The 14,990-nt window shown below is 68.6% G+C and carries 14 protein-coding genes; 6 read left to right on the plus strand and 8 right to left on the minus strand.

Annotated features, from left to right (window positions below):
• Positions 1-104: 104 nt before the first annotated feature.
• A complete protein-coding gene (locus BMZ45_RS10475) occupies positions 105-1,835 on the plus strand; it encodes an alkaline phosphatase (protein ID WP_091635945.1) in 1,731 nt (576 codons plus the stop codon).
• Positions 1,836-2,566: 731 nt separating this feature from the next.
• On the opposite strand, the gene BMZ45_RS10485 is transcribed toward BMZ45_RS10475, so the two are convergent.
• Positions 2,567-2,989: a CopD family protein gene (locus BMZ45_RS10485; RefSeq protein WP_091635950.1), complete on the minus strand. Its 423-nt coding sequence runs from the start codon at positions 2,987-2,989 to the stop codon at positions 2,567-2,569.
• A gap of 102 nt (positions 2,990-3,091) precedes the next feature.
• On the opposite strand from BMZ45_RS10485, the gene BMZ45_RS10490 reads away from it, so the two are divergent.
• From BMZ45_RS10490 to BMZ45_RS21660, 3 genes are all read left to right on the plus strand, one after another.
• Positions 3,092-3,685, plus strand: coding sequence for a class I SAM-dependent DNA methyltransferase (locus BMZ45_RS10490; protein WP_091636413.1), 594 nt, complete (start codon positions 3,092-3,094; stop codon positions 3,683-3,685).
• 100 nt (positions 3,686-3,785) lie between these two features.
• Complete coding sequence (gene phaZ, locus BMZ45_RS10495; protein WP_091636416.1) at positions 3,786-5,030, plus strand: polyhydroxyalkanoate depolymerase; 1,245 nt, start codon at positions 3,786-3,788, stop codon at positions 5,028-5,030.
• 210 nt (positions 5,031-5,240) lie between these two features.
• Complete coding sequence (locus BMZ45_RS21660; protein ID WP_217643182.1) at positions 5,241-5,411, plus strand: hypothetical protein; 171 nt, start codon at positions 5,241-5,243, stop codon at positions 5,409-5,411.
• A gap of 499 nt (positions 5,412-5,910) precedes the next feature.
• On the opposite strand, the gene BMZ45_RS10505 is transcribed toward BMZ45_RS21660, so the two are convergent.
• Together BMZ45_RS10505 and BMZ45_RS10510 are read right to left on the minus strand one after the other, a co-directional pair.
• Complete coding sequence (locus BMZ45_RS10505) at positions 5,911-6,831, minus strand: sensor domain-containing protein (RefSeq protein WP_091635955.1); 921 nt, start codon at positions 6,829-6,831, stop codon at positions 5,911-5,913.
• Positions 6,828-7,193 carry a PadR family transcriptional regulator gene (locus BMZ45_RS10510; RefSeq protein ID WP_091635957.1) on the minus strand — a complete coding sequence of 122 codons (366 nt, stop codon included), beginning with the start codon at positions 7,191-7,193 and terminating at the stop codon, positions 6,828-6,830. Before BMZ45_RS10510 ends, BMZ45_RS10505 begins: the two co-directional genes overlap by 4 nt.
• Positions 7,194-7,573: 380 nt before the next feature.
• Between BMZ45_RS10510 and BMZ45_RS10515 the strand changes: the two genes are divergently transcribed.
• A complete protein-coding gene (locus BMZ45_RS10515) occupies positions 7,574-8,446 on the plus strand; it encodes a peptidylprolyl isomerase (RefSeq protein ID WP_254776612.1) in 873 nt (290 codons plus the stop codon).
• A gap of 20 nt (positions 8,447-8,466) precedes the next feature.
• Here BMZ45_RS10515 and speG read toward each other — a convergent pair whose 3' ends face one another.
• The gene (gene speG / locus BMZ45_RS10520) at positions 8,467-9,015 is read right to left on the minus strand and encodes a spermidine N1-acetyltransferase (RefSeq protein ID WP_057162685.1); all 549 of its coding nucleotides are present in this window, start codon (positions 9,013-9,015) and stop codon (positions 8,467-8,469) included.
• A gap of 125 nt (positions 9,016-9,140) precedes the next feature.
• Between speG and BMZ45_RS10525 the strand changes: the two genes are divergently transcribed.
• Positions 9,141-9,437, plus strand: a complete 297-nt coding sequence (locus BMZ45_RS10525) for a hypothetical protein (protein ID WP_091635963.1) — start codon at positions 9,141-9,143, stop codon at positions 9,435-9,437.
• A gap of 138 nt (positions 9,438-9,575) precedes the next feature.
• Here BMZ45_RS10525 and BMZ45_RS10530 read toward each other — a convergent pair whose 3' ends face one another.
• From BMZ45_RS10530 to BMZ45_RS10545, 4 genes are all read right to left on the minus strand, one after another.
• Positions 9,576-10,472, minus strand: a complete 897-nt coding sequence (locus BMZ45_RS10530) for a DUF2785 domain-containing protein (RefSeq protein ID WP_217643183.1) — start codon at positions 10,470-10,472, stop codon at positions 9,576-9,578.
• Positions 10,473-11,291 (minus strand): DUF4349 domain-containing protein, encoded by an 819-nt coding sequence (locus tag BMZ45_RS10535; RefSeq protein ID WP_091635966.1) that lies wholly within the window; start codon positions 11,289-11,291, stop codon positions 10,473-10,475.
• 128 nt (positions 11,292-11,419) lie between these two features.
• Complete coding sequence (locus tag BMZ45_RS10540) at positions 11,420-11,809, minus strand: hypothetical protein (RefSeq protein ID WP_139215461.1); 390 nt, start codon at positions 11,807-11,809, stop codon at positions 11,420-11,422.
• A 171-nt stretch (positions 11,810-11,980) separates the two neighbouring features.
• Complete coding sequence (locus BMZ45_RS10545; RefSeq protein WP_091635973.1) at positions 11,981-14,614, minus strand: TonB-dependent receptor; 2,634 nt, start codon at positions 14,612-14,614, stop codon at positions 11,981-11,983.
• Between the last annotated feature and the right edge of the window lie 376 nt (positions 14,615-14,990).

A 14,990-nucleotide genomic window follows, 5' to 3' on the forward strand; every position in this document is an offset into this window, starting at 1 on the left:
CGAGGCGCCCGACCGCGGCGACCCCCGCCGGTGCAACACCGGTATCCCATTCCAGCAACAACCGCAGGTCATAATCGCGGTTTCGTCCGCCACCGGTCCCCGAGATGTCCCGTACGCGCACCGCCTGCCTCGCCCTCGCCGTCACCCTGTCCCTCAGCGCCTGCGCCAGTTCGGCGCCGCCGCGCGCCGCCAGCGCCGCCGCCGTGGGCGCCGCGACGCTCGCGGTCGACGTGCCCACGATCCGCCATCCCCAGGACGAAACCCCCCAGTGGTGGTTCCGCGACGGCGCCAGCCAGGCCGCCGCGCGCGGCGCGATGGGCGGCAAGGCCAAGAACGTGATCCTGTTCGTCGGCGACGGCATGAGCCTGACCACGGTCGCCGCCGCGCGCATCTACGAAGGACAGAAGAAGGGCGGCCCGGGCGAAGAGAACCGCCTGAGCTGGGAGCGCTTCCCCTCCACCGCGCTCAGCAAGACCTACAACACCGACTCGCAGACTCCGGATTCGGCCGGCACCATGAGCGCCATGGCCACCGGCGTGAAGACGCGCGCGGGCGTGCTCAGCATCGGCCAGCAGGCCGCGCGCGGCAGTTGCACCGGCGCCCTGGCCGCGCCGATCCTGAGCCTGTGGGAACTCGCCGCCGGCAGCGGCCTGGCCACCGGCGTGGTCACCACCACCCGCGTCACCCACGCCACCCCGGGCGCGACCTTCAGCCATTCGGCCGACCGCAACTGGGAGAACGACGCCGACCTGCCCGAGGACGCCAAGACCGCCGGCTGCCGCGACATCGCCCGGCAGATGATCGAATCGCCCTACGGCAACGGCCCGGACGTGCTGATGGGCGGCGGCCGCACCAACTTCATGACCGTCGAGCAGCGCGATCCCGAGTACGACGACAAGGTCGGCCAGCGCCTCGACGGCCGCGACCTGATCGCGGGCTGGAAGCAGCGCCACCCCGACGGCAGCTACGTCTGGAACGCCAAACAGTTCGCGGCCGCGCCGGCCGGCAAGCCGCTGCTGGGCCTGTTCGAACCCGACCACATGCAGTTCGATCACGATCGCCCCAAGGACGGCGCCGGCGAACCCAGCCTGGCCGAGATGACCCGCGCCGCGATCGCGCGCCTGAACCGCCTCAGCGCCGACAAGGGCGACAGCGGCTGGGTGCTGCTGGTCGAGGGCGGCCGCATCGACCACGCCCACCACTACGGCAACGCCTACCGCGCGCTCACCGAAACCGTCGCCCTCAGCGACGCGGTGCGCGCCGCCAGCGAAGCGACCTCCGCCGACGACACCCTGATCCTGGTCACCGCCGACCATTCGCACACCCTCAGCTTCGTCGGCTATCCGGTGCGCGGCAATCCGATCCTGGGCAAGGTGCGCGGCACCAGCGGCGAAGACGGCGACGCCGCCGACTACGCGCGCGACTCGCTGGGCATGCCCTACACCACCCTCAACTACAGCAACGGCCCCGGCTACGTCGGCGCCAGCGCGCAGCAGCCCGAAGGCCCCAAGCGCTTCCTGCACACCGCCAGCGGCACCCAGCAGGCCGAGCACGGCCGCCCCGACTTGACCCACGTGGACACCGAGCAGCCCGACTACCTGCAGGAGTCGCTGGTACCGACCAGCAACGAATCCCACGGCGGCGACGACGTCGGCATCTGGGCCCGCGGCCCCGGCAGCGACGCGGTCCGCGGCAGCGTCGAACAGAACACGATCTTCCACTTCATGCTGCAAGCCATGCCGAAACTGCGCGCGGCGCTGTGCGCCAAGGGCGACTGCGACGCGCAGCAGGTGCCGGTGACCCTGCCCAAGCCGGAAGATTTCAAGAGTCGCTGAAGTTATCGCGACGCATCGAGCCTCACTCCAACCCACCCGCCCCGACCACACAACGGTCGGGGCGTTCGCTGCAGCGCGCGGCGATGACCCGCAAACGCACGCCGCCTGCGTTAGCGGTAATAACTGCTGAAGCGCCACTAACTTCGATGGCCATTACAGGCGCACGTGCGGCTCCTCCCTAAAGGCACTGCCCCTTTCGCGGGAATGCCGGCAAAAGCAAGGCCTAGCCGTGCCAACCGCCGCAGCCACGCTAGCCGTTGCAGGTGCAGGTGCAGGTGCAGGTGCAGGTGCAGGTGCAGGTGCAGGTGCCGTTGCCGTTGCCGTTGCCGTTGCATTGAAGTCCAAAAGCACCGCACTCACACGACCGACCGTAGACCCGAAGGGCGGCGCGCAGGACGCGCGCCGTTTTTCGATAGGACAGGGATGTCCTATCGAAAAATCCCCGCGCCAGCCCCGAACCCGCAGGGGAGGTTTGGTCACGCTAGCCCTTCTCTTTGGTTACTTTCTCTTGGGCTAGCAAGAGAAAGTGACCCGCATGCGCAGCAGGCGGAAGCCGTTGACCTTCGGACCGAGCCGACGAAGCAACAGCAAAAGCAAATCCTCCCCAACCCTCCTTTTCCAAAGGAGGGAGCTAAGAGCCAAGGGCTAGGAGCAAGGAGCTAAGAGCGAGGAGCTAAGAGCAAGCGGTCGGCGTTCGGTCGCGCACGAACCTGCGGTTCGTACGCGCGCGCCTAGAACGGCTTGGCCAACACCAGATACACCACCCCGACCAGCAACAACACCGGCAGCTCATTGAATAAACGCAGCGTCCTGGAGCTAGGCAGCGCCCGCCCCTTATCGACTCCCTTGAGCCAGCGCCCGGACACGATGTAGTGCCCCAGCATCAACACAACCAGCGTCAACTTGGCATGCAGCCACTCCCCGGTGATGCCGAAATGCAGCCACAACGTCAGCCCCAACAACGCCGCCAACCCGAACATGATGTGCCCGAAGCGATACAGCCGCCGCCCCATCAACACCAAGCGCGCCCGCACCGCCGGCTCGTCCCCGACCTCGGCCAGATTGACCAGGATCCGCGGCAGATAGAACACCCCGCCCATCCACGCCATCACGAACACGACATGGGCGGTCTTGGTCCAGAAATAGGCGTTCATCGCAGGCTTCCTATGGGTGGCGGTTGCGGGCCGGGCGCGCGGCCGCGCTAGGATGCCACGCCGCCGCCCGCGGACGACGCCACCGCACCGATGCAGGACACGATGAGCAAACAGTACGACCGCGACTACTTCCAACGCTGGTACCGCGACCCCGAAATCGGCGGCCGCGCCCGCCTGCAGCGCAAGGTCGCCCTGGCCGTGGCCAGCGCCGAATACCACCTGGAGCGCCCGATCCGCAGCGTGCTCGACATCGGTGCCGGCGAGGCCGCCTGGCGCGCGCCGCTGCTGAAGCTGCGCCCCAAGCTGCGCTACCTGGGCTTCGACAGCAGCGAGTACGCGGTCGCCCGCCACGGCGCGCGCCGCAACCTGCACTACGCGCATTTCGGCGATTTCGAGACCCTGCGCCCCTGCCCGCCGGTCGACCTGCTGGTGTGCAGCGATGTGCTGCACTACCTGAGCCCGCGCGAGCTCGAACGCGGCCTGCCTGGGCTGGCCGAGCTCTGCGGCGGGGTCGCGTTCCTGGAAACCTTCACCCGCGAGGACGGCGTCGACGGCGACACGGTCGGCTTCAAGCGCCGCCCGGCCCGCTACTACCGCGAGCGCTTCCAGGCCGCCGGCTTCGCCCCGCTGGGCTCGCACCTGTGGCTGGGCCCGGCCCTGCGCGAGGGCGCGGCCGCCCTGGAAACCGCGGGCTGAACGCCCACCCCGGCTTAACCCCCGGGCCCGCGCTATCGGCTATGCTGCGCCGCAGCAAACCGCCGTTCGCTCACCGCCGTTCCTGGGGATCCGCCCGATGCTGCTTTACCAGATGCACGAACTCGGCCGCGCCTGGCTGGCGCCGATGACCTACTGGGCCGATGCCGGCTCCAAGATGTTCGCCGCCCCCGGCAGCTGGTTGTCCACCGTGCCCGGCGCCTCGCGCGTGGCCGCGGGCTACGAGCTGCTGTACCGGATCGGCAAGGACTACGAGAAGCCCGAGTTCGGCATCCACTCGCTGCAGATCGACGGCGACACCTACCCGGTGATCGAGCGCGAGATGAAGCGCAAGCCGTTCTGCCGCCTGCTGCGCTTCAAGCGCTACGCCGACGACGCCGACAACATCGCCGAGCTCAAGGACGATCCGCCGGTGCTGGTGGTCGCGCCGCTGTCGGGCCACCACAGCACCCTGCTGCGCGACACCGTCAAGACCCTGCTGCGCGACCACAAGGTCTACATCACCGACTGGATCGACGCGCGTATGGTGCCGGCCAGCGAGGGCGCCTTCACCCTCGACGACTATGTCGCCTACATCGAAGAATTCATCCGCCTGATCGGCGCCGAGAAGCTGCACGTGATCAGCGTCTGCCAGCCCACCGTACCGGTGCTGGCGGCGGTGTCGCTGATGGCCGCGCGCGGCGAGACCACGCCGCGTTCGCTGGTGATGATGGGCGGCCCGATCGACACCCGCGAAAGCCCGACCCAGGTCAACGACCTGGCCGTGCACAAGCCGCTGTGGTGGTTCGAGGGCAACCTGATCCATCACGTGCCGGCCAACTACCCCGGCAGCGGCCGCCGCGTGTACCCGGGCTTCCTCCAGCACAGCGGCTTCGTGGCCATGAATCCGGAGCGCCACTTCCAATCGCACTGGGATTTCTATCAGGACCTGCTCAAGGGCGATCTCGAGGATGCGGCCTCGCACCGGCGCTTCTACGACGAGTACAACGCCGTGCTCGACATGCCGGCCGAGTACTACCTCGACACCATCCGCGTCGTGTTCCAGGAACACCTGCTGCCGCGCGGCCTGTGGGACGTGGCCGGCGAGCGCGTGAATCCGGCCGCGATCGGCAAGACCGCGCTGCTGACCATCGAAGGCGAGCTAGACGACATCTCCGGCCAGGGCCAGACCCGCGCCGCACACCGCCTGTGCACCGGCATCGCGGCCGCCGACCACGAACACATCGAGGTCCAGGGCGCCGGCCACTACGGCATCTTCAGCGGCCGCCGCTGGCGCGAGCAGGTGTATCCGCAGGTACGCGATTTCATCGCCAAGTACGCGGCGTAAGGGCTAGCGACCCTCCCCCTCTTCCGCTGTGCGGGACAGGGGACATAACGAAGGCCCGGCGGAGCGATCCATCGGGCCTTCGCTTTTCGCCATGCGCATGCCACGACAACCGCATCATCCGCATGCCGGCCACCCCGCGACGATGCGGTTCGCTTTCGCTCACCGCATCCTACGGCAGGCAATTGCGGATCGGTCGCTCCCGCCTCTCCCTTGCCCTCGCCCTTGCCCTTGCCGTTGCCGTTGCCGTTGCTGTTGCTGTTGCTGTTGCCGTTGCTGTTGCCGTTGCTGTTGCCGTTGCTGTTGCCGTTGCTGTTGCCGTTGCTGTTGCCGTTGCTGTTGCCGTTGCTGTTGCTGTTGCTGTTGCTGTTGTCGCGGCATTGAAGTCCAAAAGCCCCGCACTCACACGACCACCCGTAGACCCGAAGGGCGGCGCGCAGGACGCGCGCCGTTTTTCGAATGGACAGGGACGTCCATTCGAAAAATCCCCGCGCCAGCCCCGAACCCGCAGGGGAGCTTTGGCCAAGCTAGCCCTTCTCTTTGGTTACTTTCTCTTGGGCTAGCAAGAGAAAGTAACCCGCATGCGCAGCAGGCGGAAGCCGTTGACCTTCGTGAAGAGCAGATGCAAAGCCAAGTAACAGCAAATCCTCCCCAACCCGCCCGGCCAGCAGGCATAGCCTGCCGGCGTTCACCCGTGCACGAACCTGCGGTTCGTAAGCCGCACGGCTTCACCCTTTGATAAAGGACGGAGTCAAAGGCAGAAAAGCCTTCGCTGAGGCCTCCCCCTTTGTTGGGTGGGTTAAGAGGGACTCGCTTAGCCTAAAAAACGACGAAGGCCTGGCGGAGCGATCCGCCAGGCCTTCGCGTTTTACCTACGCTCCGCTCAGCTGTACTGCGAAGACTTCACCAGCAGATGCTTGGCCAGCGCCCCGTGGAAGATCGCGACGCCGCGGGCGATGTGCAGGGTCACGAACAGCAGCACGATGCCCAACGCCACCGCCAGCGGCCAAGTCCAGGGCTGCGACTGCGAAGCCAGATTGACACCGTCGATCCAGATCATGCCGTTGCTGCCGAACAGCAGCGCGATCGGCGCCAGGATCAGCGACAACGACACGCTCAGGCCGGTCACCGCGATGGTGAAGTAGATGATGCCCAGCGGCATCATCAACAGCATGTACAACAGCGTGCCCCAGGTGCGCGGATCGACGAACATGTCCTTGATGCGATCGAACAACGGCTTGCCGCGCCCGCTGTACAGAGGCCTGCGCGGCATGCGCTCGCCCAGCATCACCTCGACCAGGCGCCCCTCGACCAGCGACAGCACCCGCACCGAGCCCAGGAACAGGATCACGAACGGAATGCCGATGATCAGCACCGCCAGGCCCGCCGACAACGACGCGCCGGTGACCACCCAGGTGAAGTAGAAGATGCCGGTGGCCAGCGACAGCAGCATGTAGAACAGCGCGGCGTAGGTGCGCGGCTCGGCGATCACCCCGAAGAACTGGCCCACGCTCGATTTGCGCGGCTTCGGCCGCGGCGTGCGCAGGGCCGTCTGCACCGTGACCTCGGTGTCGCGGTAGATCTCGGCGACCTCGTCCGGCGCGCCGTAGCTGCCGGCGACCGAGGCGATCACCTCGGCCTCGCTCTTGCCGGGGTTCTCGGCCATCTCCGAGCGCAGGTATTCCTCGGCGTCGTAGAGCGCGTCTTGAACCAGGGCCGGATCGGCACCGCTCAGCGCCGCGCGCAGGCGCTCCAGGTAATCGGGGATCGAAGTCGGAAGCGATGTGGCGTGGCTGGCGTTCATACGGAAGGTCCTTCAAGGACGGAATCGACGGAATCTCGGGTGGCGCGCCAGGCCGCGGTCCATTCGTGCAGGACCTCGCGACCGGCGTCGGTAATGCGGTAGTAGCGGCGCGGCGGTCCCGACACCGAAGGCTCGACGTGGCTGTCGAGCAGGCCGGCCGCGCCCAGGTTGCGCAACACCGGATACAGCGCGCTCTGCTTGCCGCTGAGCACGCCCTCGCCTTCGCGCTCCAGGCGCTTGGCGATCTGATAGCCGTACATCGGCTCCTGCGCGGCGCCGAGCACGGCCAGCAAGGCCAGCGACACGGTGCCGGCGCTGAGCTCTTTCTGGAACTTGCGGAGGTGGAGTTCTAGGTCGGTCATGGCCCGGTCCTACTAGCTTGGTGTCCACAGTAGTGCGAACTTCGCTATACCGCGCATGCCATTAGTAACTAGGCCTTACTACCGGCCACCCGGGCCCCACCCGGGGGCCCGGGCGCCATGGCGCGGCGCGCGGCGCGCGGCCGTGCCGGCCCGGCCGCGGGCGCGTCCGCTTCGTGATCGAGCACCGGTTTCCGGGCCCGCACGTGTTCACCGACTTCATGCCCGCCGACTACACTCGCTCGACCTGAAGGGGAGATTCCACGATGCGTTCGAAGCCGTACTCGTCCCAGCGCCCGGCGTGGCTGACGCCGCTGCTGATCGCCGCGACCCTGTCCCTGCCGCTGACCGCCGCGGCCGCCGACGCGGCCAAGCCGCGCTCGATGCAGGAAATCCTCGACGCCACCAAACCCACCGACTGGCGGGCGCTGGATCCGCGCGACACCCTGTATCTCACCCTGCCGCGCGGCCGCGTGGTGATCGAACTGGCGCCCGACTTCGCGCCCGCCCATGTCGCCAACATCCGAGCGCTCGCGCGCAACGGCTATTGGAACGGGCTGAGCATCAACCGCTCGCAGGACAACTTCGTCGTGCAATGGGGCGACCCGGCCGAGGACGACAAGAGCCGCAAGCCGCTGGGCAAGGGCACCAAGGCCAAGCTGCCGGCGGAATTCGCGCGCAGCAGCGACAAGCTGCCCTTCCACGTCCTGCCCGACCCGGACGGCTGGGCGCCGCAGGTCGGCTTCGCCGACGGCTTCCCGGCCGCGCGCGATACCTCGGCCAAGTCGGCCTGGCTCGCGCATTGCTACGGCATGGTCGGCGCCGGCCGCGACGTCGCCGCCGATTCCAGCAACGGCACCGAACTGTACGTGGTGATCGGCCAGTCGCCGCGCCAGCTCGACCGCAACATCACCGTGGTCGGCCGCGTGGTCCAGGGCATGGAGCTGCTGTCGGTGCTGCCGCGCGGCACCGGCGCGCTGGGCTTCTACGAGAACCCGGCCCACCGCGTGCCGATCGCCTCGATCCGTCTGGCCGCCGACCTGCCCAAGAAGGACCGGGTCGGGATCGAAGTGCTGCGCACCGACAGCGCCGCCTTCGACGAAATCATCGAGTCGCGCCGCAACCGTCGCGACGAGTGGTACAAGCAGCCGGCCGGCCACATCGACCTGTGCAACGTGCCGCTGCCCACGCGCGAAATCAGCGAAAAGGCCCCGGCCGCCAAGCCCGCCAAACCCGCCAAGGGCAAGGCCAAGTAAGCGGCGCGCCGCCGTGACGCTCAGGCGTCGCGGCGGTGGTTCAGCACCTGATGCTGGAACAGGCACATCCGCACCACGCTGCGGTAGCGGCCGTCGCTGAAGAACTCGTCCACCAGCACGCCCTCGCGCTGGAAACCCGCGCCCTCGTAGATCGCGATCGCGCGCAGGTTGTCGACGTCCACCAGCAGATACAGCTTGTACAGATTCAGCACCCGGAACGCGTAGCTGATCGCCAGCCGGGTCGCCGCGCGCGCGTAGCCGCGACGCTGCTGCTCGGGCGAAATCATGATCAGGAACTCGCCGCGTCGGTGCAGATGGTCGATCTCGACCAGCTCGACCAGGCCGACCCGTTCGCCGTGCGCGTCCTCGACGATGAAGCGGCGCTCGGACTGGTCGTGGATGTGCTTGCGGAACAGTTCCTCCAGCTCGACGAAGGACTCGTAGGGCTCTTCGAACCAGTAGCCCATCACGCTGCGATTGTTGTTGAGCTGATGGACGAAATGCAGGTCGCTGCGCTCCAGCGGACGCAGGGTCACCGACGGTGCGGGGGCGGATTCGCTCGTGTTCATGCGCGCACCCTACTCCATCGCCGTGGACGCCGGATGACGCGCATGCGCGCCCGCGCGCGCCGTCACATGGCCTTAGCCCGGCCGCGCCTAGCCTCGTTCCTGCTTTCCCGCGATAGGAACCAACCATGCCCCTGCTGCGACTGCGCGTGACCGGTAGCGAAGACGATGCCCGCGCCATCGGCAACCTTCTGGTGAGCCTGGACGGCATCGAACACGTCGAGGAAGTCGCCGACCTGATGCCGCGCATGGACGACTCCGATTCCAGCTCGGCCGGCCTGCCCGACGACCGCGGCCCAGGCACGCACGAGATCGAAATCGACGCGCCCAACCGCGCCAGCGCGGAGAAGGTGCGCGAAGCGGTGGAGGCGCTGGCCTTCGATCTGGATGTGCTGGTCGAATTCGAGAGCGAAGAGGAACGCTGACCAGCCTGGCGCAGCTTTCCGATCCGTTCTTGGCGAGCGCTGTCGAAACGTAAGCGCCGGGGTCGCGCGACTCAAAAGCAGATCCCCCTCAAATCCCCTTTTCCAAAGGGGGAAGACAAACGGGGCTGTCGCTCGCGGTCAGCGCATCGCTTTCAGCGCGGCGGTCGCGCCCGGCAGCAGCACGCGCAGGCGCGCGTCGTCGGAGACGTCGGCGCTGACGTAGATCGCCTGCAGGAACGCGAGCAGGTCGTGGCGGCGCGCCAGCCAGACCGGGTCGCGGTAAGCCTGCTTGGCATCGCCCAGGCGCGCCGGCAAGGCGGCGAACCAGGCCGTCCATTGCGCCTCGTCGCGAAAACCGCGCCGCGCCGCGTACAGCACCGGCGCGGCGAGCCGCTCGGGTTCGCCGAAGACATAGGCGTGCCCGCTTTCGGGCACCGCCTGGGCCGCGACCGCATCGACGATCGCGACCAGCTGGGCCTCGTCCACCGCCGGATTCAGGGTCAACTGCATCAGCCAGTCGGCGCCATGGGCGACGCCGTGGCGCCAGCCGGTACGCGCGTCGTAACCGCGGTAGTCGCGCACCGAGGTTTCGTAACGCACCGCGCGCGCGACCATCGTCGTGCGCTCCTCGGCGCTCATCCAGGCCGCGACGCGATCGGTGCGCGCGACCTCGGCCAGCACCAGGGCCGCGAACGGCTGTGCATAGCCCTCGCCCTCGGCGCCGTCCAGGCGGGTGTACAAGGCGTCGCGCAGCCCGCGCAGGGCCGGAGCCGGCAACGCGCCCTTGCGCATCCATGCCGACAAGGCTTCATAGGCAATGCCGTCGCGCAGAGTCGGGTCGGGGTCGGCCAGACAAGCCAGCAACCCTTGCGCCAGCGCCTCACGGCGAGCCGCATCGACGAGCGCGAACTCGTCGCGCTTCAAGCTGTCCAGCGCTGCGCGATCCCAACCCGGTGGCGGACAGGTCGCGGGCGTCGCCGCAGCGGCATAGCCCGGCGCGGCGAACAGCAACAGCCAGTAAGCGGCGGCGCGCACTCAAGCCGCCTTGCGGCCGCGCCCACGCAGCAGGCGAATCAACCACAGCGCGCCCAGCACCACCACGCCCAGCGGCAGCAGCACCGCGAAGGCGCGGATCATCCAGGCCACCACGCCGGTCACGATGGCGCCGAAGTCGCCCAGGGCCTGGCCGATCTCGCTGCGGTTGGCCTGCGACTGCGGGGCGTTGAAACGCAGGGTCAGCAACTGGGTATCGACCCGGCGCTGCTGCTGCGCGCCTTCCTGCTGCGCGCCCTGCAACTGCGCCTCGACCTGGGCGATCTGGGTCGAGAGGATCATCATGTCCTGGATCTTCAAATCGTGGCGGCCCTGGAATTCCAGCAGCCGCGTGTGTTCCTTGCGCAGACGGTCCTGCAGCAGGCTGTTGTCGCGCATCACCACCGCCAGATCCTCGGCATGGGTGTTGCGGCTGGCGATCTCGTCGCCCTTGCCGGCCAGCGCGATCAGCGGGTCCACGCCTGCGGGCACCACTCGCACCTGCAGGCTGGCGCTGGGGAAATCGCCGCCCTGCTGCTGCAGGCCCAGCACCGCGCAAGGACCGAACTTGCCGCCGTTGCAGGCCTCCTGAGCCGCGCGCAGACGCTTGGGAATCTCGGCCGCCTCGACCTTGAGATCGACCTCGTGTTCGTAGGCCAGCTTCACGCCCAGGTCGGCGGCGGCGCCGCCCGCACGATCGGGGGCGGAAGCCGCGCTTGCGGACGGGGCCGCGGCGGCTTCCTCGCTCTGCGGGTGTTTGCTGCAGGCGGCCGCGGCCGCCAAGGTCAAGGCCAACGCGGCCGTGGTCCAAACGCTGCGCATCGCGATTCTCCCCGAGCCCCCTGTGGGCTGGGCCGACTATGACACCGCCGCGATGGGCGCCACCAGCGGGGGTGGCGCCCGACGTTCAGCGCGCCGCAAGCCGGCCCCGGACGGAGCCGGCCCGGGATTCAGGTGGGCACCGGCGTGTTGATGATCTGCGGATCGCACTCGAAGGACAGTCCGGTCTTGACGTCCTCCACGATCACGCCGAAGTAGATCGCCTGCGCGGTCTTGTTGGCGGCGTCGAGCTGCAGCGAGCGGTTCTGGACCTGCCGCGTGGAGTACTCGGGCGCGGTCTCGCTGTCGCGGCTGATGCGCACCGAGCGCATGCGGAAGCGCGGCGCCGTGCTGGGCACGAACACCACGTCGATCGTGCCGGCCTGGTCGATCTCGTAACTGGCGCGGTCGAAACCGCAGACGTAAGCCGCGTCCGGCGTATGCGGAAAGCCCTGGTTCTCGCCTACGTGGGTAACGGAAAGAAAGATGGTGAGGATGATGCCGCCAACCGGGTCTGCCATGACCTGCTCCTTGTCGGTACTGCCGTGGGGCTTCCCGTCGCTGCGGACCGGAAGCCGGTCCGTCGCGCGCACCGCGTAAACCGGTGCGCGCGACGCCGGGCCATGGTAGCGAGGCCTCGTCGCAGAGATTGCGGCCCCACGCGCGAGCGCGTGGGGCCGCGACCCGCCCGATCAGAACCGGTGCTTGAAGCCCACCGTCACGAACCGCCCCAGCCCGTCGTACTGAGTGATGTCGTAAGGCAACGCACCGCCGGCCGGATCGAACGGCGGATCGCGGTCGGTGAGGTTCTGCACCGACAGGTACAGCGTGCTGTCGCCCAGGCCTTGGTAGGCCAGGTACAGATCGAAGGTGTGGCTGTCGTCGACCTTGCTGCGCAGCCCAGGGTTGCTGCGCGCGTCCACCACCTGTTGGGCGTAGCCGCCGATGTAGCGCCACGACAACTGCGCGTTCCAGTCGCCGCGGTTCACGCCCAGCGAGGTGATGCCGCGCCACTTCGGCAGCGCGCCGAAGCGGTTGCCGCCCGCGCCTTCCAGCGCCGCCTGGCCGGCGACCTGCGGCTGCTCGTAGCTCAGCAGTCGGGTCCAGCTGCCGTCCAGGGTCCAGTCGGTCGCGCCCGCGTGCCAGACCTGGCGGCCCTCGATATCGAAGCCGGTGGTGGTCAGCGTGCCCTGGTTGGCGTAGCGGTTCTCGATCAGCTGCAAGCGGCCCTGCGCATCGCGGGTGACGCGGCCGGGATAGGCGGCTGGGTTCGACACGATCGCCTGCAGGCTGTCGGGCCCGATCAGATCGCGCTGGCGGATGCGGTACAGGTCCACGCCCAGGCTGGTGTCGGCGCTGGGCGACCACAGCACGCCGAGGTTGACGTTGCTGGAGCGCTCGGCGTCGAGGTCGGGATTGCCCGCGCGCAGGATGGTGACGCCGCGCGAACCGCCGGGCTGCACCGGGTCGTAGGGATCGATCACGCTGCCGTAGCTGATGGTGGTGCTTTGCGCGATCTCCGGCAGCGACGGCGCGCGGAAGCCGCGCGAAGCGTTCAGGCGCAGCAGCCAGTCCTCGTTGGGCTGCCAGCGCAGGCCCAGCTTGGGCGAGAACGCGCTGCCGAAGTCGCTGTAGTGATCGCCGCGCCCGGCCAGCTGCACTTCGACGGTGTCGAAGGGCTTGAGGCTGAACTCCACGAACGCGGCCGAGACCCGGCGCTGGCCGTCGATCAGGTTGATCGCCGGGCGCAGCTCGGTGCCCGACAGCACCTGCGGACTGGTGCGCGCGTCCTGGGCCTCGTCGCGGAACTCCACGCCCGCGGCCACGCCCACGTCGCCGGCGCGCCACTGCCAGGGGAAGCCCGACACCTTGGCGTTGACCGTGGCCAGGCGATAGGTGCCCGGGCGACGCGTCGACAGGCGCAGAGCCTCCAGCGCGCCGGGCGTGCGGCCCGGGTTCAAGAAATCGTAGCTGCCATCGGCGAGCACGCGTTCGAAGGCGTAGCGGTCGACGAAGTTGCGCACGTATTCGCGCTGGCGGCTCTCGGAATAGTTGGCCGCCAGCTCCCAGTCCCAGACCTCGCCGCGTCCGCGCAGGCCGACCAGGGTGCGCTGGAACTGCGACTTGTTGATCTTGTAGCGCGGGCCGAGGTCGAGAAAGGTGGTTTCGAACGGCGTCGGCACGCCATAGGGATTGTTCGGATGCCCGACCGGCAGCACCACCGGGATATCGACCAGACGCCCGGTGTTGCGGTCGTAGGCGCGCAGACCCGCGCCCACCGACAAGGGCGCGCCGAAGTAGGTGCCGTTGTGGCTGGTGCTGTAGAGCAGCTCGGCGAAGCCCTGCACCGAATCGTTGAACCAATAGTCGCCGGCCAGCGAGGCCTGGTAGCGCTCAACGTCGGGCAACAAGGTGCGATAGGGCTGGGTGTTGAACGCGCAAGCCTCGCCCGGCAGCGGGCTGCCGAAATCGGCGTAGGGCCGCGCGACGGTGCCGGGCTGGCAATTCGGGAAACGCTGCGGCGCGCGCGGGTTGCTCAAGTAGGCGCCGCCCTGGGTGGACCAGCCGGCGAGCCGGCCGCCCGGCTGATCGCGGTAGTCGCCATCGCGGGTCAGATCGCGCTCGTCGGCATCCAGGCGGCCGCGGTCGAGCACGTCCAGGCTGAAGCGCAGGCTGTAGCCGTCCTTGTCGGGATCGCCGACGCCGGCGCGCAGGCCCAGACTGCGCTGGTCGATGCCGCCCTCGGTGGCGGCGCCGTAGGCCGCGTCCAGCTCCACGCCCTCGATCTTGCGGCGCAGGATGATGTTGACCACACCGGCGATCGCATCCGAGCCGTACAACGCCGAGGCGCCGTCCTTGAGCACTTCGATGCGTTCGACCGCACCCAGCGGCAGCGCGTTGAGATCGACGAAATTGTCTTGGGTGTTCTGAGCGAAGCCGTAGGCGGCGACGCGATAGCCGTTGACCAGGACCAAGGTGTTCTTCTGGCTGAGGCCACGCAGCGACACGCCGGCCGAGCCGTTGGCGAAGCTGCCGGTGTACTGCTCGTTGAAGCTGTTGCCGCTGTTGGCGGTGAGGCTGCGCAACAGATCGGACACGGTGACCTTGCCGCTGCGCTCGATCTGGGCGCGGTCCAGCACCAGCACCGGATTGACGCCGGCCTCGTCGCTGCGGCGCAGGTTGCTGCCGGTGACCTGGACCGCGTCCAGGGTGACGCCGGCGTCGGCGGCGGCTTCGTCGGCCTGCGCCAGCGGCGCGGTCAGGGCCAGCGCCAAAGCCAGGATCAAAGGTCGGCGGCGCGGCGGAAGGGAAACGGAAAACGACATGCAAGCACTCCAATAGACGGACAAGGAAAGGCAAGGGAGACGAAAGGTCCGTCCGTAGCGGCACGCCGCAGCGCACCCGCGCCACCACGCGTGCGGCACGACCTGGGAGAGGGAGAGATGGCCGCGAGTCGAATGCGCTCGCGTGCCGCTCCGGACGGTGAGCGGCGGCAGGCTCAGCCCGTGACGGGCATCGCCTGCGGTCTACACCGGGCGACGCGGTCGCGCGGCGGAGCGATAAGGCAGTGGCGCGTGGGCAGCGCGCGGACATCGAAGTGCGGGGTCATGCGGAACTCGTGCGGGGACGGCGGCGGTACGGTGGGCGGGTGTCGCGTTTAGCGACGACACGACTCCGTACAGCGCAGGGCGCCCGCCGGCA

The organism is Lysobacter sp. cf310, from assembly GCF_900114355.1.
Lineage (GTDB): Bacteria > Pseudomonadota > Gammaproteobacteria > Xanthomonadales > Xanthomonadaceae > Lysobacter.